Source organism: Actinomadura sp. GC306 (assembly GCF_004348665.1).
Classification (GTDB): domain Bacteria; phylum Actinomycetota; class Actinomycetes; order Streptosporangiales; family Streptosporangiaceae; genus Spirillospora.
Window position 1 is genome coordinate 1 of record NZ_SMKM01000103.1, and the last position, 20,364, is coordinate 20,364.

The window sequence follows — 20,364 nt, forward strand, 5'->3', positions numbered from 1 at the left end:
ACCCCCAACCGGCCCCACCGAAAATCAGCCAGTCCACAGGCACCCCGTCCCACCCGTCGATAAGGCCGTGGACTTCGGCGCCATAGGGATCAACATCGCCGTCCCAGTCACCGGACCTGCCCGATCCGCGGCCGGCCGTCCGGTACGTACAGCAGCGGGACGCAGTGATCGTCCCCGTCGCCGACACCCTCACCGACCAGCCGAAGAAGGCGTACCCCGCCAGCTGCCCCGGCGTGATCTCCGTTGGCGCGCTCGACGAGGCCGGCACCCTGTCCGGCTTCTCCAACAACGCCACACCGGTCACCTCACCGCCCCGGCCGTAGCCGCGATGGTCGGCGCCGCCCGTCGTCCCCGTCGACCGAAACTGGCACCCCGGCCACTAACCCCGGTCGTCACCCGCAAGCGAAACCCGCGCCGACGTCACCGGGCACCATCCACGATCTGATCGCCGCCCGCGAGCACGACATCATCGACGCTCTGGCCATCAGGGCGATCGCCTGCTACGCCGACAAGGGGGCATATCGGAGCGGGCGGCGCAATCGGTACTCCCTACAAGCGCAAGAATGGCGCGATGACACTCGGGCCCAGACCGCCGAGGGGCTCGGTCTCCTTGCCGTTCTTCACCACCCGCGTCCGGACGATGAGGAACCGCTCCCGCCGTCCCACGAACCTTTCCCGCACCACCCCGACCTGGCGTCCTGGACGGCCACATCCACAGCCCGAGGTCCAACTCCGCCTCAACCGGCTGCTTCGGTTTCTCTGCGAACCCGACCGCCACCACAACGACCAAGACGAGCAACATGACCAAGGGCACCGCCCGCCGCCCATCCCGAGCGCCGCCCGCCACGTCTGCTGAAGGGGGAGGAGCCGCTCCATGCCAGTGCACCGGCAGAGACCCTCGACCCGCGGTACGCGTGCGGTAGATCGGTTATGTCGCGGAAGACCCGTCCGAGGTGTCGGTGGTCATCCGCACGTAGCCGGGGCGCCAGCCGCGGCGCCGGCCGAGCGGGATCAGGACGCCGCAGGCCACCACCAGGGCGGCGATGCCCAGGGAACCGCCGGCGACGCCCAGCGCCACGGCACGGGTCGTGGAGTCCGGCCGGTCGGCCATGGCGATCTTCACGGGCGGCCCGGCGGCACCCCCGCCCCCGGCGACCGGAATGTTCACCGCGGTGAGGGCCTCGAACGGGTTGATCATGCCGTTGCCGCTGCCGATGCCCTTGCTGCCCTCCGCGGTGCCCTCGATCCGCTGCTTGACCTGCGCGGGCGTGAGGTTCGGATAAACCTCCTTGATCAAGGCGGCGAGCCCGGCGACGAAGGGGGTGGCGAAGCTCGTGCCCTTCTCGGCTACCGCGTAGCTGCCGTCCGGTGCCGTGGTCACGATGTCCTGCCCGGGTGCCATGACCGAGACGGGGGTCGCGGCGTTGGAGAACGCGGTGACACCGCCCTGCTGGTCGACGGCGCCCACCGAGATCACCCCCGGATAGGCGCTGGGATACATCAGCGCCGGGGTCTGGCCCTCTTCCGGGTTGATGTTGCCGGCCGCCGCGACGATGACGACGCCCTTGGCGAGCGCGTCCGCCACGGCCTTCCGCAGGCGCGGGTCGTCGCCGATCGACTGGGTCGAAACGTTGATGATGTCGGCGCCCAGCTCGACCGCCGCGTCGATGCCCTTGGCGGCGAGACCGCTGTCGACCCCCTGCGCCTGCGCCGCGAATTTGATCGGGATGATCTTCGCGTCGGGGGCGACGCCGTAGAACGGGCTGTTCCCCTTCTTGGCGGCGATGATGCCGGCGACCCAGGTGCCGTGCCCTAGGCAGTCCGCCGGGCCGGTCTTGGTCAGATCGACGCCCCTGAGCACCTGCCCGCTCAGTTGCGGGTTCTTCGCGGTCACGCCGCTGTCCACCACCGCGACCTTGACGCCGCGGCCGGTGGCCCGCTCATGTGCCGCCCCGATGTTGAGGATCTGCTGGGCCCACGGCTGCCCGCTCTGGCCGAGCTGCTGCGCGGTCAGGGCACCCGCGGGCGGCTGGCAGGGCGCCGCATAGGCCGGTGCCGCGGCGGGCGCCGCATGTGTCGGGGCCCCTTGGGCGGCCGGTGCCGTGCAGAGGGGCACGAGGAAGCCGGTGAGCACGGCGATCACTGTCCGTCTCATGCCGCAAGCCTCCGCTCCGATGTCGCATCCGCCACAGCAGAAGACCTTAAAGGACGGACATCCGCCGCACGACCCGGTGGCACCCGCCGGACTATGCTGAGATCTCCGAGGCGTGGTGCTCCTGATGATCAGCGCATGGCGTGCCGTAGACCTCACCTGGCCGCCATTAGGCCGAGACCACTCAGGCCGACCCGAAGTGTCCTAGTATAAGCGAACCCTGATCACTAGCTCATGACCTAGAGCCGGTAAGCGAGGTAGATGTGACCCCCCCGAAATCGGCCGATCCGGAACGGATCGCCGCCCACGGTAAGGACATCGCCAGCATCGTCGTCCCCCGTCTCACCACCGCGGGGAACACGCTCAACGGCGATGGCGTCGGCAACATGGAGGGCGGCGACTTCAGCATCACCTGCACCAATGCCTCCGTCGCCTACCCGATCGCGGTCCAGTTCGCCTTCGAGGACATCAAACTCCTGATGAACACTGCCCAGAGTTACGCGAAGACCATCGACGCCACGGCGAAGACGTACGCCAAGGTCGAGCAGGCGAACACGGTTTGAGGACGTCCTGAGACGGTTCTGAGAACGGCGACGAAACAAGAGAGCGGATGACATGACTCCTCCCGGCGGCACCTCCACCTCTTCGCCATCCGGAAGCACCCCCTCGCCCGCTGGAAGCACTTCCTCACCTGCGGGGAGTACTCCCTCACCTGCTGGAAGCACTCCTTCGCCCGCGGGGAGCACTTTCTCACCTGCGGGGAGTACTTCTTCGCCCGCTGGAAGCAACTCTTCGCCGGCCTCTACGCCCGCTGGAAGCAACTCTTCGCCTGCCGGAAACAACTCTTCGCCCGCCGGAGGTACGCCCGTCGGGTCGGGCCCGCGCAATTCAGGTCTCGCGGGCGGCGGCGCCGCGGCGGGCGGTGCGATCATCGCCGCGGCGACGGGCGGGTCCGCCACCGCCGTCGCCGAACCCCTCATGGACGTGGCGATAGCCATGGTCAGTGCCGCGGTGATCCTGCCCCCCGCGCTCGTCATCTCGTTCGAGTTCCGGCTGTCCAAGGGCAAGCCGCAGAGCCTGGAGAAGGCCGCTGGCGAATGGATGAAATCCGCCCAGGAACTCGAGCAGGCCGCCAACGACCTGCGAAGCCTCGCCGCCGGTATCCCCCAGCTGGCGTGGAACATGAAGGACCGCCAAGATTACGAGAACAAGGTCGAACAGTTCTGCGAGATGGCCGAGGCCCTGAAGACCTACCTCCAGGCCGTTTCGATCGCGCTGACGGTACTTGCGTACGCGCTGCTCGCCTACGCCGTGTTCGCCATGGGAATGGCGGTCTACATCGACGTGCTCTTCGTCCTGGCGGTGGCCGCGCTGGCGAGCGTCGTGGGTGCCCCCTCCTACGCTGGGATCGTCGCGGCCGCCGGCACGGGCTTGACGATCACCCACGTCGCGACCGGCATCCTCGCCGCCGCCAGCGCGATCGCCGCGGCGGCGATGTTCGGCGGTGCCGGGCTGACCGCCCTCAGCCAGGAGGGCAACGGCGTCGACGCCGGGGGCGCGTTCAAGGAGGCCCTGGTGAACGGCTCCGCCGGCTCAGCAGCCAATCTGCTGCAGAACGCAGCGAACGCCGGGCTTTCCTGGGTCAACCGGTCCGACGGCAACACGATCAACCGTGGTCTGCCGGGCGGCGGGTCGGCGGGCGGCAGGGGCTTCCCCATCAGCGAGATCGACTTGGACGCCGACCGGAGCATCGACGAGACGTGGACCTACGGCGGCGGGGCCAAGGTCAACACTCCCGCCGGTGAGACCGAGGTCGCCGGCAATGTGAAGAAGAACGACGAAGGCTGGGCCGGTGGCGAGTTCGGCGTCAACCAGAAGGTGTCCGACCCTACCGGCAACTTCAACGGCACGCTCGGCGGCAAGGTCACCTGGGACGAGAACGAGGACCTCGGCGGCGGGTTCAAGACCGGCGTCGGTCACAACGGCAGCGGCAGCAAGGCCGAGTATGAAGGCGCATGGAACAACGACGGCAACTATTCGGACAAGTACAACGTGAACAGCCCGGTCTTCAACCGTGAGGGGTCGTTCGTCAAGCAGCAGGACGAGACGCCACCCTGGGACAAGTGATGGCCGCGGGTCTTTTCGAGAGCACCTCGCTGCGCCTGAACCCGGCGAACCTTTACGAGGTCCAGGACGTCGGCACAGGAGCGACTCTCGCCCGGCTCGTCGAGGTGGCGCGCGTCCGTTCGCCCCGGGGCCACTGGATCACCCCGGACCGGGTCCGGACGCCCCGGCTGACGTTCGCCGTGACGGCGCCCGACGGCACGGCGCTCATGTACTACGACCGTGCCGAACATCAGACGCTCAACCCCATCGCGCCACAGACGGCCTTCGTCGGCACCGACGGCAGGGTGCTCGCCAGGCTGGAATGCGACAGCCACTCCACGTTCCACGGCGGCGGCCGGGTGTTGGGGACGACCGACCAGGGCTGGTTCCTGGCCCCTGGCGCCCGCCTGCACGACCCGGAAGCCCGGCCGCTCGGGGACCTGGTCTTCGAGCAGCCGCCCAATATGGACCGCCCGATACTTCCGGACGGCCGGGACGCCCGCACCCTCCGCTGGATGACCATGGACGGCGTCCAGTTGGCGGAACGGCGCAACGGCGACCTTCATATCGACGGCCGAGTCACCGGGGCCTGGCGGGCCATCATCATCGGCTCCTACCTGGCCATGGCCTTCGAGTTCCATCTCCCCATCAACGAGGGCGAGGCCACCGAAACGGTCCCGAACGTCTACCCGGGCTACACGGACGTCCACACCGACTACAACGAGTTCCAACGGGACTTCATGATCCAGTACAGGCGGCCCATGCGCACGCGTGCCGCCCCGGTGGTGTTCCGGGCAGGTGTCCAGCGGGATCAGCTCGAACACCTGTTCAAGTTGTTCTGGCCGGTCGGTGTCGCCTTGGTCATCGTCTTGGCACTCTTCAGATGGGTCATCTGAGCCGAAAAACGGATTCGTACCGAACAAGGCAGGCCTTTCGGTTCCGGGACGGAGGCGTCCCGGAACCGAAAGGCCGGGACGGTCAGCGGGGGCCCGGGAAACCGGGCCCCTTGTAGTTCTCCATGGCCTCCTTGGCGCGCTGCTGCTGGATGCCGAGCTCCCGGGCCAGTTCCTTCATCTGCCCGGCGAAGCCATTAGCGATCTTGTCCAGGGAGGCGAGGGCGGCGGCCGGGTCCCCCGGCTTCTGCGGGTCCTCGGGCATCGGGAAGGCGGCCGCGCTCGCCTCGCGGACCTTCGTCTGGAAGTCCTGCGCCGCCGCGTTGACCGCCTCGCGGATCGCCTCGCTGAGGTCCGCGGCCGGCATGCGCATGGCGCGGGGGTCCAAGTCGAGCTTGGTCAGGCCGCCCTGGGCCTTGTACTCGGCGACGACGCGGCCATCGGCCGCTTCGCCGCTGCCGACGGCGGCCTGGATGGACTCCTGGATCTTGGTGAACTCGCCCATCTGCGCTTCCATGTCGCGCCTGTAGCGCTCGACGCCTTCACCGAGGCTGAAGTCGGCCATATGTCCCTACTCCTGGTGTGCGGTCTGGATGAGGCGGGTGCCGTGGCGGCGGTTGATGAAGTACCCGCGGCCCGGCGGCAGTGAGTGTCCCTTGATGTTGCCCAGCACGACTCCCTCGTCCTTGTTGCCGGACATCAGCAGGCCGGGCGACCCCATTTCCTTGATGCGCTGGAGGATCGGGTCGTACATCGCGCGCCCGGCGCCGCCGAAGGCGCGGGACACGATCACGTGGAGTCCGATGTCGCGGGCCTGCGGGAGCAGTTCGGCCAGCTGGGCGACCGGGTTGGCGGACGTGGCGACCAGGTCGTAGTCGTCGATGACCAGGTAGAGGTCCGCGCCGGTCCACCACGACCGGTCGCGCAGCTGCTCGGGGGTGAGGTCGGCGGGCGGGAGCCGGGCCTGGAGTGCGCCGACGATGTCCTTGACCAGGCTCTGCGCGGCCGCCGAAGAGGCGGCGTAGCCGATCCGGTGCTCGGTGTCGGCCGCGTCCAGCAGCGCCCGCCGGTAGTCAATGAAGATCATCCGGGCCTGCTGGGGCGTGTACCGCTCGATGATCCCGCCGGTGATGAGGCGCAGCAGGTTCGACTTGCCGCACTCGGTGTCGCCGATGACGAGGAAGTGGGACTCGGACGCGAAGTCCAGGAAGACCGGCGACAGGGTGTCCTCGTCGATGCCGATCGGGATCCGCGAGCCGCTCTCGGCGGCGCTCGGCATCGAGCCGACCGACAGGACGGCGGGCAGCATCCGGACCTTCGGCGCCGCCGGCCCTTCCCAGTTGCCGGCGACCACGGCGACGAGCTTCTTGACGCCCTCCGCCAGCGTCGTGTCGTCGGTCTCGCCGTCCAGGCGCGGCAGCGCCGTCAGGCAGTGGTGGCCTTCGCGAGTGAGGCCGCGGCCGGGCTTGCCCTCGGGGACGTTCCCGGCGAGCTTCCGATCGATCTCGGACTCGTACGGGTCGCCGAGCTTCAGTTCCAGCTTGGTGCCGAAGAGGTCGCGGACGTTCATCCGGAACTCCGACCACTTGTTGACCGTCGCGACCACGTGGATGCCGTAGCCCAGCCCGCGCGCGACCAGGTCGGTGATGACGGGTTCGAGGTTCTCGAAGTCCTGGCGGAGCGTCATCCAGCCGTCCACGACGAGGAACACGTCGCCGTAGCCGTCCCCGGTGAGCTCTCCGGAGGCGCGCATCCGCCGGTAGGTGGGCATGGAGTCGATGCCGCGCTCGGCGAACTCGCGTTCCCGCTGCTCCAGCAGGGAGGTGACCTCGGCGACCGTGCGGCGGACGCGGTCGCCGTCGAGCCGGTTGGCGACACCGCCGACGTGCGGGAGCTCCGACAGCGCGGCGAGGGTGCCGCCACCGAAGTCCAGGCAGTAGAACTGCACCTGCTGCGGCGTGTGCGTCAGCGCGAGCGACGCGATCAGCGTCCGCAGCATCGTGGACTTGCCGGTCTGCGGTGAGCCGGCGATGCCCGCGTTGCCCGCCGCGCCGGACAGGTCCACGTACATCGGATCGCGGCGCTGCTCGAACGGCTTGTCGACGACGCCGACGACCGCGTGCAGCCGGTTCCGCCACCCCTCGTGCTGCGTCGTCAGGCCGAGGCCGGGCACGATCGCGAGCGTCGGCAGCAGGTCGTCGAGCGTGGGCGGCGCGTCCAGCGGCGGCAGCCAGATGGCGTGCGCCGGCGGGCCGTGGTTCTCCAGTTGCCTGACCACCACGTCGAACAGCGAGTCCTGCGACTCCTCCTCGCCGCCCTGCTGCTGCTCCTGCCGGTTCTCGACGACGTGCGGGCGGATGTAGTCGGGGATGTACGGCACGATCTGCCGGACGACCTGCGGCCCCGCCTTCTCCTTGGGCTGGAGGTCCTCGGTGGCGGGCCCGGACACGTACGCGGCGCGGAACCGGGTCATGGACTCGGTGCCGAACTTCATGTACCCGTGACCGGGCGCGGACGGCAGCTCGTAGGCGTCCGGGACGCCGAGCACGACCCGCGACTCCTGCGCGGAGAACGTCCGCAGGCCGATCCGGTACGACAGGTGGGTGTCCAGGCCGCGGAGCTTGCCCTCCTCCAGGCGCTGCGAGGCGAGCAGGATGTGCACGCCCAGCGACCGTCCCAGCCGCCCGATCATGACGAACAGGTCCGCGAACTCGGGCTTGGCCGACAGCAGCTCGGAGAACTCGTCCAGGACGAGGAACAGCGTCGGCATCGGCTGGAGGTCGGCGCCCTGCTCGCGTGCCTTCTCGTAGTCGCGGAGCGAGGCGTAGTTCCCCTGCGCCCGCAGGTACTCCTGCCGGCGGACCATCTCGCCGTGCAGCGCGTCGTACATGCGGTCGACCAGGGGGAGCTCGTCCTCCAGGTTGGTGATGATGGCGGAGACGTGCCGGAGGTTCTCCATCCCCAGGAACGTCGCACCGCCCTTGAAGTCGACGAGGACGAAGTTGAGCACCTCGGACGAATGCGTCATCGCGAGACCGAGCACCAGCGTGCGGAGCGCCTCGGACTTACCGGAGCCGGTCGCCCCGATGCACAGGCCGTGCGGGCCCATGCCGCCCTGCGCGGACTCCTTGATGTCCAGGTGGACGGGACGTCCCTCGGTGTCGACGCCGATGGGGACCCGCAGCCGGTTGCGCGGCGCCCGCGGCCGCCACGTGACGTTGGGGTCGACGCGGAACGGGTTCTCGATGCCCAGCAGCGACGTGACCGTGGTGGCGCCGGACAGCGCGTCCTCCATCGGGCCGGACACGGCGCTGGCGCGCAGCGGGGCGAGCTGGCGGGCCAGCGACTCGGCCTGCTGGAGGGTGATCGAGTCGGGATTCCCGATGCGGGCGGCGACGTCCTTGCCGGTGCGGTCCTTGGAGAGGCGGGACACCTGCGCCTTGGCGACGCCGAGCCGCAGCATGGTCGCTTCCGGCGTCGGCGCCACGGAACCGGTGAGGTCGATGACGCAGACGCCCTCGACACCGTCGGCGGCGAGCTGCGAGTCGTAGGACGCCTGGCCGCCGTCCATGATCACGATGTGGTACGGGAGGTCGTCCTGGGAGAGGCCAGGCTGGAAGCGGGGGCGGTCCTTGACGTCCTGGCCGAACATCGCCTCCAGCGTGGTCATGCTCTCGGCCATGAGCCGCACGGGGCCCGCCGCGTCGTGTTCGGTGGGGTGCAGGTTGTGCGGCAGCCACTTGATCCACTGCCACCAGGGCATCCGCTCCCGGGACGCGCACACCGTGATGCGCACGTCGTCGGGGGAGTGGAAGGTGGCGATCTGCGCGATCACCGCGCGGACCATTCCGTACACGGCCTCGGGATCACCGGTGGGGACGATCCGCGAGAACGACCGCAGGGAAACCGAGATGGGCAGGTTCGGCACGTTCGCATGGGTGCGCATGAACCGGCGCAGCGCACCCGCCGTCATGGGCTCGAGGTCCTCGATGGGCTTCGTCTCCGGCGCGATCAGCTGCACGGCGAGTTTCTGCGCGCCGCTGGCGAGCCTGACCTGGAGGAAGTCGTCGTCGGACGGGCGGCGCTCCCACAACCGGGCGCTCATCGCCAGCGACCACAGCGATGCGGGGTCGGGACTCGCCCACTCCAGGGCCTCGCGCTGCTGCTTGGCCGCCTTGCGGACCTTCCTGCGGACCTGCCCGAGATAGCGCAGGTAGTCGCGCCGCTCGTTGTTCAGCTTGACCTTGCGCTCGCCGCTGCCGCGACCGACCTGGCCGAGCATCATGCCGAACATGGACACGGCGAACATGCCGCCCGCCACGTACTGCAGGGTCCCGCCGCCCCGGCCCGTCATCATGAGCACCATGGCGCCGGATCCGGCCAGCATCGGCAGGTAGGTCAGCACCGCGTGGAAGCCCTGCGGGATCAACTCGGGCAACTCCGGCGGCGACTCCAGGAGGATCTCTCCTCGCGGCATCGGCGGGGGGTCGCGCCGCTCCTTGCGCCGGACGATGTCCGTGCTCACGCTAGCCGTCCCTTCCATCGCGCCCGTCGCGGCGGCGGGGCGCGCCGCCGGCCCGCGGTCGTCCGACCGCGTGCCGTCTCAGGTGGTCGTGCCGTTACTCGACCGTACGAATCGTAGAGGTATCGGATGGCGCGTGCGAGCCGCATCAACCTCCATTGGCGGTCGGCCCAGTACACGCCCGGCCCAATCAGACATTAGGGTTAGCGCCATTCAGATCACCGCCACATCGCAATGAGGCACGAGGATTCCCCCGGCGGCAGAGGCGGCGGGCATGGCACCATTCAAGTGCTTCGCCTGCTTCGCCCCCGTCCGCACACCGGAAGATTTGCGAGGAAGTCGTGAGTGCGCTCCCAGGAGCTGACCTTTGCCGGGTCACGGTCGTCGGGCCGAGCCGGCGGGTCGATATCGCACTACCCGCCGACGCGACCTTTGCCGAGCTCTACCCCACGATGCTGCGCTACGCCGGCCAGAACCTCGCCGACGCCGGCCTGGCACATGGCGGCTGGGTACTGCAGAAGCTCGACGAGGCCCCGTTCGACCCCGCCAGCACCCCGGCACAGGCGGGAATCCGCGACGGCGACCTGATCTACCTGCGTCCGCGGATGGCGCAGATCCCCGACATGGTGTTCGACGACGTCCCCGATGTCGTGGCGACCGGGGTCAGCGAGCGGCCCGGCCGCTGGCGGCAGGACTCCACCCGCAGGTTCGCCCTCGGATGGGGCGTGGCGGGGCTGGTCGTCGGTGCGCTGATCCTGCTGATGACGGGTCCGTCCTGGGTCGCCCCGGCGATCGTGGCCGGCGTGGTCGGGCTGCTCCTGCTGGGCGCGGCCATCGCCCTGTCGCGGGCGCTCGGCGACGCCGGGGCGGGGGCGGCGCTCGGCTACGCGGCGCTGCCCTACGCGTTCCTCGCGGGGCTGCTGGCCCCGGCCGGTGACGACGCGCTGGGCGACCTCGGCGCGCTGCACCTGGTGGCCGGATTCGGCGCGGTCGTGCTGGCGGCGACGCTGGCCGGGTTCGCCATCGCCGACGGGCTGCCGGTCTTCTACGGCGTCGCGATCGCCGCGCTGCTCGGGACGGTGAACTGCGCGATCCCGCTCCTGTTCGACATGGACGCCGCCGGGATCGCCGCGATCACGGTGACGATCGCGCTCGCGCTGACCCCGCTGCTGCCGGGCGTCGCGTTCAAGATGGCGCGGGTGCAGCTGCCGCCCGTGCCCGGGAGCGCCGAGGACCTGCGGCGGGACACGCTGATGGTCGACGGCCAGGCGCTGCTGAGCCGCACGGCGGTCGCCGACCGGTACGTGACCGGGGGCGTCTCGGTGATCGGCCTGGTCGCCTTCGGCGCCGTGGTGCCGCTGGCCTTCGACGGCGGCTGGGTGAGTCCCGTCATGTGCGTCGCCCTGTCCTTCGCCCTGCTGCTCCGGGCGCGGATCTTCCGGGCCAGGGCGCAGAAGCTCTGGCTGCTCCTCCCCGGCGTCACCGGGCTGGGAGCGCTCGCGATCGCCACCGCGCTCGGCTCCGACTCGCAGCCGCTGCTGCTCACCGGCGTGCTGCTGCCCACACTGATCGTCTCCGGTATCGCCACCGGGGTGGGCATGTGGCTGCCCGGCAACCGGCTGACCCCTTTCTGGGGACGCGCCGGAGACATCCTGGAGATCCTCCTCGTGGTGGCGCTGATTCCGCTCGCGCTCGGCGTCGCGGGGGTCTTCGAGTACGTGCGCACTGTGGTGAGCTGACGAGGGGAAGGCTCGATGCAGACCAAGAGGGATCTGCTGCAGGCGCATCGCCTGATGACCCACCGGGCGTCCCAGGCGCTGATCCTCGCCGAACCCGACTATCCAGAGCAGCCGTTGCGCAAGCTCAACGTCGGGACGTTCGCCGGAATCATGATCGCGGTGCTGGTCGCGGCCGTGTTCGGCATCATCGGCCTGCTCTTCGGCGGCGGGAGCAGCGGCCTGGACAAGAAGGGCATCGTCCTCATCGAGAAGGAGACCGGTGCCCATTTCGTGTGGTGCACGCCACAGGGTGCGCAGAAGGACGTGCTGTGCCCGGTGGCCAACTACACCTCGGCCAGGCTCGCCGCTTCGCTGGCCGGCGGAAGCGCCGAGCAGAAGTCCGTCTCGGCCAAGTCGCTCTCCAAGTTCCCCCGCGGGCCGATGATCGGAATCCCCGGGGCGCCGGATTCCGTACCCGAGGCGAAGCGGCTCGTCGGCGGCCCCTGGTCGGTCTGCGTGCGGCAGAACCGGCAGGGCGGTCCGGGGCAGTCGGTGGTCTCGCTGGTCGGAGGACGGGACGTCGGCGGGGAACCGCTGGACCCGGCGACCGGCGTGGTCGTCAGCACCGGGGCGAACGACAACTGGCTGATCTGGAAGAACCAGCGGATGCGCCTGGCCCCGGCCGGCCTCACCGTGCTCAGCGCCCCGGCGCCCGCGACGGTCTCGCCCGGCTTTGTGAACGCGCTGCCCGCCGGGCCCGACTTCGCTCCGCCGAACATCCCGGGCGCGGGCGAGCGGCCGCGGTTCCCGGACGCCGCCGGCAAGATCGGTCAGGTCTTCGTCGTCAAGGGCGTCGGAGCCGGTGACCAGCCCTACGTCCTGATGGCGGACGGGTACGCGCCGATCAGCGCGCTCCAGGCGGCGCTCATCCAGAACTCCGCGTCGTACAAGCTCCCCAAGGACACCCCCCTCGACGGCGCCGCGGTGACCACCCACCGCTCGAACGAGCGCGTCGTCGACGAGCGGCTGCCGCAGTCGCACATCAAGGTGCGGCCGTATGACGCGAAGGAGTCCCTCTGCGTCGTCTACCCCGACGCAGGGGAGAAGGCGGTGGAGGCCAAGCTCACCATTGGAGGCGGCGCCGACCTGCCGAGGCCCGGCCGGGCCTCCGGCTCCGGTGTCGACAACGTGGTGCTGCCGCCGGGGAGTGCGGTCCTGGCGGGTGTGCTGCCGGCGTCCGGATCGACCGAGGCGATCAACACCTACGCGCTAGTGGCCGATGACGGACGCAGATACGCGCTGAAGTCGGCGGAGACCGCCCAGGCGCTCGGATACACCATCTCGGCCGATAAGAACGACGCCGTCCCGGTGCCCGCCAACCTGCTGAACCTGGTGCCGAAGGGACCGGTCCTGGACCCGCAGAAGGCACTTGAACCCATTCAGCCGAGTAGTGCAGGCGGATGATCAGCAGAAAGGAACAAGTCTCCCACCCTACCGCAAATTCTTGGTAAGATCACCGGGCGTTACGGTCATCTCGGAGGGGTTGCAGTGAGTCACGCATTCAGCACCGACTACGCCACGATGCAACATGCCCAGGCGATCTTCCAGGCCAAGCACCGGGAGATGGTCCAGCTGCTGGACACTCTGGAGGCCAACCTCCAGAGCGGCCTGGGCAGGTGGGAGGACGACGCGCGTGACGCCTACTTCGAAGCCAAAGCGAAGTGGGACAAGGTGGCGCGGGAGCAGGCGGACACGGTGAGGGAGTTCAGCGAGGCGGTGGGCACCGCCCAGCAGAACTACGAGGCCGCCGAGGTGGCCAACGCCCAGATGTGGGCCTGACGGCCCGCGAGTTCACCCGCCTGACACTTCGGCGGCACCACTTTGTGCTATCTGGTCCGCCGTAAGTCCAATCTCTGATGATCTCCCGGTGTGCACCGTAACAAGGCTTTACGAGGATGTGCGTCGTGCCTGACGCTGGTGTTCAAAGTCGACTGGGTCGGCGGTGAACCAACGGGGGCTCGCGCCGCGTCGAACACGAGAAGTACCTAGTCGGGAAGGATGACGGATGAGCCAGAAGTCTTCGGTCGACAGAGCAGAAATGGCCCAGGCGGCCCAGCGGGTCGAGGAGGCCGCGCAGGATCTGCGCAAGATCCAGGGCGACCTCGGCCAGGAGCAGGCGCAGCTGTCCGGCCGCTGGATCGGTGAGGCCGGCAGTGCCTTCACCCGCGTCTACAACGAGTTCAACGGCGAGCTGGGCAAGGTCCTCGAGGTGCTGAACGGCCTCCACGAGAAGCTCGTCCAGGTGAAGATCAACTACGAGGGCAGCGAGCAGCAGCAGACCGAGGCGGTCAACCGCGTCGCCGGGCTGCTCAACGGCTGATCGACCACCACGGATTCCAGGACGATACGGAGGAACTATGAGCTACAGCTCGATGGACTTCGGCGCGATGCAGCAGGCATACGCGGCCTTCCAGCAGAAGTACAACCAGATGAACTCCGAGCTCGACGACCTCGCGCGCAGCGTCGAGGGCAAGCTCGCCCAGTGGGAGGACGGCGCGCGCGAGGCGTACTTCGACGCCAAGCGCCAGTGGGAGGCCTCGGCCGCCGACATCGCCCGCATCGTGCAGCAGCTCGGCGCGGTCATCCAGTCCTCGCAGGAGACGGGGCAGAGCACGGTCAAGACGAACGTCGGAATCATCGGCGGTTGACGACCCGTCACCGGCCGGCCGCCCGGAACGACGGACGGCCGGCCGGTGGTGACGGTAGGCAGCGGAACTTCTAGCACGGAAGTCGATACGGGGAGCGGGCGCTTCCGGCCCGCCGGAGGCTGACATGGGTGACCAGAAGAGCGAGATCGATCGCGACGAGGTCAGGAAGATCCTCAAGAAGTTGAAGGACAACCTGGCCGAGTTCGAAAGCGGCAAGGGAACGCGCAACGACATCTCGGTGCACGGCAACATCACGAACGCCGATCTGGGGCAGTACCCCGCGGTGCAGGGGCTGGTCGCGTCGACCACCACCGCGTACACCCAGATCAAGACGCAGTACGACTCCTTCCTGCAAAGCTACGACGGCATCATCCAGGCGCTCGAGCGCATCGTCGGAAACCACGACGAAAAGGAGCAGCAGAACGCCGCCGCGGCCAACCGGACGTTGGCGAACGGAAGCGGTGCTACTCCCACGACCAGTAACACCAGCGCGTACTAGCCGGCGCGAGTAGGCGGGATCGATAACTCATGGGTTACACGCAGCACGACGAGCCGATTCGTTCGCATCAGAACAGTCCCACCGACTGGGACGGCGGCATCGACCAGATGAACGACATCCTCGATGCGACCAATCCGCAGAGGGTCATTGACGCGGGCGGCTACTACGCAAGCGCCGCGCAGAAGTTCCAGCATGCGGTCGGTATCCTCCGTGCCCAGAAGTCCGCGCTCGCCGGCGTCTGGAAGGGCGAGGACGCCGAGGCCACGATCAAGCAGCTCGGCCGGCTGGAGACGAGCGCCGAAGGGCTGCGGCAGGCTTCGGACACGACCGGGAAGGCGCTGACGGAGCACGGCACGAAGCTTGACTGGTATGTGAAGAACCGTCCCGGCAAGGGCTTTATTGGCAACATCTCCTATGACGACGCCGGCGTCGTCGCGGCAGGCACCGTGGTCGCGGGTCCGGCCGGTGGGTTGATCGCCCTCGGCGGAAAGAAGATCGGTGAGGCCCTGGGCGCCATCGACAGCGCTGAGGAGAAGGCCGCGCAGGAGCACATGAAGCGCCTCGGCGAGCGCACCGTGCAGGCCAACGGCGACATGCCCGAGCGGATCTCCACCAACCTGCCGTCGACTGACCGTGGGGGCGGCCTGCCTCCTGAGAACCGGTTCCCTGGCGGCGGCAGCATCAGGAATCCAGGTGGCGGTGGCGGGGGCGGCAGCATTCCCGGTGCCGGGGAGATTCCCGGCGGCGGTGGGAGCATTCCCGGCGGCCCCGGTGCAGGCAGCATTCCGGGTGGCGGCGGGAGCATTCCCGGTGGCGGCGGCAGCATCCCCGGCGGTGGTGGAGGCATTCCCGGCGGCCCCGGTGCAGGCAGCATTCCGGGTGGCGGCGGGAGCATTCCCGGCGGTCCCTCCGAGAGCGACCTCGCCGGCCTGCCCGGTGGCCCCCCCGGCGCCGGTGGCGGCGGCATGGACCCGTTCGGTCGCGGCGGCATCGGCGGCGGTGGCGGCGGTATCCCCGGTGGAGGTGCCGGTGGAGGCAGCGTTCCCGGTGCCGGCGGACTCGGTGCCGGTGCCGGTGCCGGTGGCCTGGCCGGCGGAATGCCCGGCGCGGGCCGGGGCACCGGTGTTGGTGCGGGTACCGGCGCGGGTGCGGGCGCGAACAAGGGCGGCGCCGGTGGCCGTGGCATGATGGGCGGCGGCGCTCCCATGGGCGGCGGTCGCGGCGGTGGTGGCGAGGACGAGCACGAGCGCACCACCTGGCTCATGGAAGACGAGGACGTATGGGGCGGAAATGATGATGAGACCGCCCCTCCCGTGATTGGCTGACCCCAGGCTCGATCACGAGACGATGCAGGAGACGGCGTGAGCGGATCGAATTCTTCGAACTGCTCACGCCGTGTTCCGTGTAGTGAGGTTGCGTTGTGCGACGGATGACACGATGGCTCGCGGCAATGGGAGCGACCTCCGCTCTGGTCCTGACCACGGCGGCGCCCGTCAACGGGGCGCCTGGGCCCCGGCCGGACCAGTGGTGGTTCACGGCCTGGGAGGTCCAGCAGAAGGTCTGGCCGGTCAGCAAAGGGGCCGGTGTCACCGTCGCGGTGATCGATGATGGTGTCAATGGGCAACTCCCCGACTTCCGAGGAGCCATGGCCCCCGGAATAGACGCGGGAACCGGCTCCGGAAACGGTCAGATCGGTCCTACTTCTAGCGCGGAGGATTCCCACGGCACGGGCATGGCCGCCCTCATCGCCAGCCGGGGAACGGGCTCGGGCTTCGTAGGGGTCGCTCCGGAATCCAAGATCATGCCGATCAAGGCCGGCCTCGCCGCATGGGATAAGGCGATTCGATATGCGGCTGATCACGGTGCGAAAGTGATCAACATTTCCCAGGGGTTCAGTGGGCCTTGCAGGCCCGAGACCCAGCAGGCGGTCGCTTATGCGCTGCAACGTGATGCCGTGGTCGTCGCCGCCGCGGGCAACAGCGGTGATACCGACAACCGGCCGGAAGAGCCGGCGAACTGCAGCGGTGTTCTCGCGGTGGGCGCGGTCGACAACCAGAAGGTCGCCTGGGAGAGGACGCAGCGTCAGTCCTATGTCGCCGTGGCCGCTCCCGGTCTGCTGGTCAACACTCTTCGCGCGGACGGGCAGGTCATAGATCGACGGGCCGGAACGAGTCAGGCTGCGGCTTTGACGTCCGCGGTGGCCGCGCTGGTGCGGTCGAAGCATCCGGACATGCCGGCTCGCGAGGTCGTCCAGCGGATCATCAACACCACGAAGGACGCCGGTCCTCCCGGTAAGGACAATATGACCGGGACCGGGGTCATCATTCCGGCGGCCGCCCTCACGGCCAACGTGTCGAAGAACGCGCCGAACCCCGTTTTCGCCGCCTACGACCGCTGGCTGGCCGAGAACCCGCAGGCGAACGCGAAGCCGTCCGCGACCAAGGTGCCCAAGTCCGATGCCACCAAGCGCGCCGAAGAGGCCGACCGCAACCTCCTGATCATTTTGATCGCCGGGGCCGTCATTCTGGTGGTCGGCGGAGGCGCGCTGTTCTTCTTCATCCGGCGCGGCGGTAAGCGGAACGCCCGGACGGGGCCGGGTGCCGGTCCGCCGGGCGGAGGGGCGTCCGGCCCGCCGCCGGGATGGGGCGGGCAGCCGGTGCCCCCGCAGGGAGGGCAGCCGGGCACGCCGCCGGGTTGGGGCGGACCCCCGCCCGGGGGGCCGCAGGGGGGCCAGCCGTACGTGCCTCCGCAAGGACCCGGGGGACCCCGGCACCCGAACTAGTCGCCTGCTTCTTCAGCGGCTGCCTTCTCGCCCAGCGCCGTGCGGGCGGACGGCCGTCCCGCAGGTATGCGATCAAGCAGAGAAAGAGAGTGGTCATGAAGAGGCTCCTGGTCATCCCCGCCGCCATCGTGCTGACGCTCGGTATGAGCGCCTGCGGGTCCGACTCGAAGGACGACGCGGGCGCGGAGGGGTCGCCGTCCGCTGCCGTCGACACTTCGGTGAACCCCTCGGGTGGCACCATCACCGGCAACGGCGGTGGCGGCGGTAACGGCAACGGTGGTGGCGCCGGCGACGGTGGTGGTGGCGACGGGGGGAGCAACCTCACCCCGGCGCAGCAGCGGTCGATCGCGAAGGTCATCGAGTGCATGCGCAAGAAGGGCTACGACATGCCCGAGCCGAGCCCGGACTCGCCCGCCATCGCACCGCGGAACGTCGACGGCATGGACCCCGCGAAGGTCAACAAGGACTCCCAGGAGTGCGCGGCGCAGGCGGCGCAGGGCGGCTGACGCGGGCGTCCCCGGCGGGGCCGGGAGGTCGTAGGCTGGCGCAGGGTGGAAGGAGGGCGAGTGCCGGACCCCAACTGGCAGCACTCCGTGTTGCGTGATCTCGGCGTTTCCCAGCGTGGCCTCACGGCATGCGGGTCGACGGCGGCCGTCGTCGCCGATGCGGGACGGAAGGCCGGTACGGCCGAGCACGTCGCGCGGCGGCCGTTGCCGCCACCGGCCGTACAGGAGCCTTCCGCCGACGCTCCCGCGCCGGCGGTGCCGCAGCCGGCTCCCGCCGAGACGCAGCCGCCCAGGGCCTACGATCCCTTCCCGGACCCGCCGCAGCCGGAGCAGCCGCAAGCGGCTCCTGCCGAGGCGGAGCAGCCCAGGGCCTACGATCCCTTCCCGGACCCGCCGCAGCCGGCCGCCGCGGAGGCGGAGCAGGAACCCCAGTCGTACGATCCGTTCCCCGAGGTCCCGCAGCCGAACGAGCCCCAACCGGCACAGGCCGCCGGCAACGCGGCGGCGCCGGCGCCGCACGCACCGGAGGCGCCGAGTCCGGAGCCGCATCCGCAACCGGTGCCGCAGCAGCAACCCGACCCGCAGCAGCAACCCGACCCGGTGCAGCCGCAGGTGGATCCGGGGGAGCAGCCTGCCGAGACGGGGGTGCCGCTCGTCAACGAGAACTTCAGCTGGGAGGCGGCGATCTCGCCGGTGGGCGGCTCCGCGCCGCAGGCCCCCGGCCTTCCGCAGGCGCCGGGGGCGGGCGGGGAGAACGACGTACGCGAGGACGACGCCGCGTCCGCCGGGCACACGCCCGCGGCGCCCGTCCCGGCTCCGCCGCCGCAGCCGCACGGTGCGGAGGCGGTCCCGATGGCGGACGAGTTCGTCCGCAAGAATCAGCACGGTGACGCGCTGGTGCGCAGGGTGGGTCGCGGAGTCCGCAAGGCGGTCGGTGCGTCCGGCGAGCTCCGGACGCGCGCGGAGATCGCGGATTACCTGCGGCGGCCCGTCGGCGGTTTCCGGCAGATCACGGTGGTCAGCGTCCGCGGCGGCGCGGGCAAGACGACCGTTGCCGCGTTGCTGGCGACCGAGCTGGCGCGGCACCGGCCCGACCGGGTGCTGGCGATCGACGCCGACGCGGAGCTGGGGTCGCTGCCGCTGCGCCTCGGGGTCCGCTCCGAGCTGTCGCTGTTCGATCTGGCGGCGAAGCAGCCCCGGACGTTCGAGGAGGCCGCGCAGTACCTGCAGCAGACGCGCGAGGGGCTGTGGGTGCTCGCCGCGACGCGCGGCGGCCGGATCACCGGCGAGTTCGACTTCGACACGTTCCAGGCGGCGTTCAGCTCGGTGAGCCGCTACATCTCCACCGCGGTGACCGACTGCAGCGCCGGGATCCTCACCGACCTCCACCGCGGCATCCTCGGGCAGTCCCACAGCGTGGTGCTGGTCACCCCGGGCACGGTGGACGGGGCGCTCAGTGCCCGGGGCGCGCTGGAGTGGTTCTCCCAGGGGGCGCAGCGCGGCCTGCTGGCCCGGACGGTGATCGCGATGGTGTCGCACGCCCCGCAGGTCGGCGCCGACCTCTCGCGCGCGACGCAGATGCTCGCCGCGTGGGGGACGCCGGTCGTGCACGTCCCCTATGACCGGCACATCGCGATGGGTTCCGCGGTGGACCTGTCGCGGCTCGGTGAGGCCACCCAGACGGCGGTCGGCCGGATCGCCTACGAGGCGTTCGCGCGGTCGCTCGGGGACGTCCCTCAGGGCCGCTGAGGCGCGGGCTCACGGACGGCGGACCCGTGTCGGCTCCGCCGTCCCGGGAGGGTTAGTCGGTCCAGATTAGGACGTTGGTTATTTCTACTCCGAGTTCGCCGGCGGTGGCGAAGACGGTGCCGGTGCGGTCGCCGGCGTGGGCGCCGGTCGCCCAGTAGGACTGGGCGTAGATGACGTTGGAGCCCTGTGTCCAGGAGCGGGTCCAGTAGGCCGGGTCGGGCCTGGGTTGGCGGAGGCCGCTCGCCTTGGACGGGGTCAGCAGCTTCGGCCAGCCCTGGTCGGTGGTGGTGCGGCTGACGGCGCTCGCCGCGGACGGGCTGGCGAACTTCGCGATCGAGACCGCGGTGATGATCTTCCTGGAGGGGTCGGCGTAGACCGCGGAGTGCATCGTGCCCACGCAGGGGTGGGTGCGCAGGGTCGTGCGGAGCTTCTCGTTGGCGCGGGTGGTGCAGGACTCGGTCCGGGTGCCCACCTGGGTGAAGGTGTTGCCCTTGGCGGTGCGGATGGTGGGGGAGAGGATGGAGGCCGGGTCGGAGCCCGTGCTCCCGCTGGACGCCGTGGGCCGCGGCTCGGGCGTGTACGAGGGCGGCGTGTAGGTGGGCAGCGTGGTCGTCCGGCGGGGCTCGTCGTCGTCGCCGCTTTCCAGGATGACGAAGGCGCCGAGGCCCACCAGGGCCAGGATGCCGACCATGCCGAAGATCAGCAGGGGGACCAGGGCCCCGCCTCCGC

The 20,364-nt window shown here is 69.9% G+C and carries 18 protein-coding genes; 14 read left to right on the plus strand and 4 right to left on the minus strand.

From position 1 onward, the window contains the following. Positions 1-164: 164 nt before the first annotated feature. Positions 165-323 (plus strand): hypothetical protein, encoded by a 159-nt coding sequence (locus tag E1200_RS33735; RefSeq protein WP_165950336.1) that lies wholly within the window; start codon positions 165-167, stop codon positions 321-323. 605 nt (positions 324-928) lie between these two features. Here the strand turns inward: E1200_RS33735 and E1200_RS16465 are convergent. After that, the gene (locus E1200_RS16465; RefSeq protein ID WP_131952907.1) at positions 929-2,155 is read right to left on the minus strand and encodes a S8 family serine peptidase; all 1,227 of its coding nucleotides are present in this window, start codon (positions 2,153-2,155) and stop codon (positions 929-931) included. A 260-nt stretch (positions 2,156-2,415) separates the two neighbouring features. Between E1200_RS16465 and E1200_RS16470 the strand changes: the two genes are divergently transcribed. The 3 genes from E1200_RS16470 (at position 2,416) to E1200_RS16480 (ending at position 5,154) form a co-directional block, all read left to right on the plus strand. Further along, positions 2,416-2,715 carry a hypothetical protein gene (locus E1200_RS16470; RefSeq protein ID WP_131952908.1) on the plus strand — a complete coding sequence of 100 codons (300 nt, stop codon included), beginning with the start codon at positions 2,416-2,418 and terminating at the stop codon, positions 2,713-2,715. 415 nt (positions 2,716-3,130) lie between these two features. Further along, the gene (locus tag E1200_RS16475) at positions 3,131-4,279 is read left to right on the plus strand and encodes a hypothetical protein (RefSeq protein ID WP_131952909.1); all 1,149 of its coding nucleotides are present in this window, start codon (positions 3,131-3,133) and stop codon (positions 4,277-4,279) included. Continuing rightward, complete coding sequence (locus E1200_RS16480) at positions 4,279-5,154, plus strand: hypothetical protein (RefSeq protein ID WP_131952910.1); 876 nt, start codon at positions 4,279-4,281, stop codon at positions 5,152-5,154. The genes E1200_RS16475 and E1200_RS16480 overlap by 1 nt, the downstream gene beginning before the upstream one ends. 82 nt (positions 5,155-5,236) lie before the next feature. Here E1200_RS16480 and E1200_RS16485 read toward each other — a convergent pair whose 3' ends face one another. Next, positions 5,237-5,716: a YbaB/EbfC family nucleoid-associated protein gene (locus E1200_RS16485; RefSeq protein ID WP_131952911.1), complete on the minus strand. Its 480-nt coding sequence runs from the start codon at positions 5,714-5,716 to the stop codon at positions 5,237-5,239. A gap of 6 nt (positions 5,717-5,722) precedes the next feature. Continuing rightward, complete coding sequence (eccCa, locus tag E1200_RS16490) at positions 5,723-9,676, minus strand: type VII secretion protein EccCa (protein ID WP_131952912.1); 3,954 nt, start codon at positions 9,674-9,676, stop codon at positions 5,723-5,725. A 338-nt stretch (positions 9,677-10,014) separates the two neighbouring features. Between eccCa and eccD the strand changes: the two genes are divergently transcribed. From eccD to E1200_RS16540, 10 genes are all read left to right on the plus strand, one after another. Next, entirely contained in the window at positions 10,015-11,412 is a 1,398-nt protein-coding gene (eccD, locus tag E1200_RS16495) for a type VII secretion integral membrane protein EccD (RefSeq protein WP_131952913.1), read from the plus strand. A 15-nt stretch (positions 11,413-11,427) separates the two neighbouring features. Continuing rightward, positions 11,428-12,855, plus strand: coding sequence for a type VII secretion protein EccB (gene eccB / locus E1200_RS16500; protein ID WP_131952914.1), 1,428 nt, complete (start codon positions 11,428-11,430; stop codon positions 12,853-12,855). Positions 12,856-12,939: 84 nt separating this feature from the next. Next, positions 12,940-13,230: a WXG100 family type VII secretion target gene (locus E1200_RS16505; RefSeq protein WP_131952915.1), complete on the plus strand. Its 291-nt coding sequence runs from the start codon at positions 12,940-12,942 to the stop codon at positions 13,228-13,230. 226 nt (positions 13,231-13,456) lie between these two features. Next, positions 13,457-13,771 (plus strand): WXG100 family type VII secretion target, encoded by a 315-nt coding sequence (locus tag E1200_RS16510; protein WP_131952916.1) that lies wholly within the window; start codon positions 13,457-13,459, stop codon positions 13,769-13,771. A gap of 37 nt (positions 13,772-13,808) precedes the next feature. Next, positions 13,809-14,099 carry a WXG100 family type VII secretion target gene (locus E1200_RS16515; RefSeq protein ID WP_131952917.1) on the plus strand — a complete coding sequence of 97 codons (291 nt, stop codon included), beginning with the start codon at positions 13,809-13,811 and terminating at the stop codon, positions 14,097-14,099. Positions 14,100-14,223: 124 nt separating this feature from the next. Continuing rightward, positions 14,224-14,598, plus strand: a complete 375-nt coding sequence (locus E1200_RS16520) for a hypothetical protein (protein ID WP_131952918.1) — start codon at positions 14,224-14,226, stop codon at positions 14,596-14,598. Positions 14,599-14,627: 29 nt separating this feature from the next. Then, positions 14,628-15,923 carry a hypothetical protein gene (locus E1200_RS16525; protein ID WP_131952919.1) on the plus strand — a complete coding sequence of 432 codons (1,296 nt, stop codon included), beginning with the start codon at positions 14,628-14,630 and terminating at the stop codon, positions 15,921-15,923. Positions 15,924-16,048: 125 nt separating this feature from the next. Beyond that, the gene (locus E1200_RS16530) at positions 16,049-17,380 is read left to right on the plus strand and encodes a S8 family serine peptidase (protein ID WP_243708612.1); all 1,332 of its coding nucleotides are present in this window, start codon (positions 16,049-16,051) and stop codon (positions 17,378-17,380) included. Positions 17,381-17,475: 95 nt separating this feature from the next. After that, entirely contained in the window at positions 17,476-17,886 is a 411-nt protein-coding gene (locus E1200_RS16535; protein ID WP_131952921.1) for a hypothetical protein, read from the plus strand. 255 nt (positions 17,887-18,141) lie between these two features. Beyond that, a complete protein-coding gene (locus E1200_RS16540) occupies positions 18,142-19,635 on the plus strand; it encodes a MinD/ParA family protein (protein WP_243708613.1) in 1,494 nt (497 codons plus the stop codon). A 52-nt stretch (positions 19,636-19,687) separates the two neighbouring features. Here the strand turns inward: E1200_RS16540 and E1200_RS33740 are convergent. After that, positions 19,688-20,364, minus strand: a 677-nt coding sequence (locus E1200_RS33740; RefSeq protein WP_207933387.1) for a hypothetical protein, incomplete at its 5' end; no start/stop codon positions are given.

Bases quoted from the DNA above. Each gene is read 5' to 3' on its own strand.
- E1200_RS16465 (WP_131952907.1), bottom strand. From the start codon at position 2,155: ATGAGACGGACAGTGATCGCCGTGCTCACCGGCTTCCTCGTGCCCCTC.
- E1200_RS16475 (WP_131952909.1), top strand. From the start codon at position 3,131: ATGGACGTGGCGATAGCCATGGTCAGTGCCGCGGTGATCCTGCCCCCC.
- E1200_RS16480 (WP_131952910.1), top strand. From the start codon at position 4,279: ATGGCCGCGGGTCTTTTCGAGAGCACCTCGCTGCGCCTGAACCCGGCG.
- E1200_RS16485 (WP_131952911.1), bottom strand. From the start codon at position 5,716: ATGGCCGACTTCAGCCTCGGTGAAGGCGTCGAGCGCTACAGGCGCGAC.
- eccB (WP_131952914.1), top strand. From the start codon at position 11,428: ATGCAGACCAAGAGGGATCTGCTGCAGGCGCATCGCCTGATGACCCAC.
- E1200_RS16510 (WP_131952916.1), top strand. From the start codon at position 13,457: ATGAGCCAGAAGTCTTCGGTCGACAGAGCAGAAATGGCCCAGGCGGCC.
- E1200_RS16515 (WP_131952917.1), top strand. From the start codon at position 13,809: ATGAGCTACAGCTCGATGGACTTCGGCGCGATGCAGCAGGCATACGCG.
- E1200_RS16520 (WP_131952918.1), top strand. From the start codon at position 14,224: ATGGGTGACCAGAAGAGCGAGATCGATCGCGACGAGGTCAGGAAGATC.
- E1200_RS16525 (WP_131952919.1), top strand. From the start codon at position 14,628: ATGGGTTACACGCAGCACGACGAGCCGATTCGTTCGCATCAGAACAGT.
- E1200_RS16530 (WP_243708612.1), top strand. From the start codon at position 16,049: ATGGGAGCGACCTCCGCTCTGGTCCTGACCACGGCGGCGCCCGTCAAC.
- E1200_RS16535 (WP_131952921.1), top strand. From the start codon at position 17,476: ATGAAGAGGCTCCTGGTCATCCCCGCCGCCATCGTGCTGACGCTCGGT.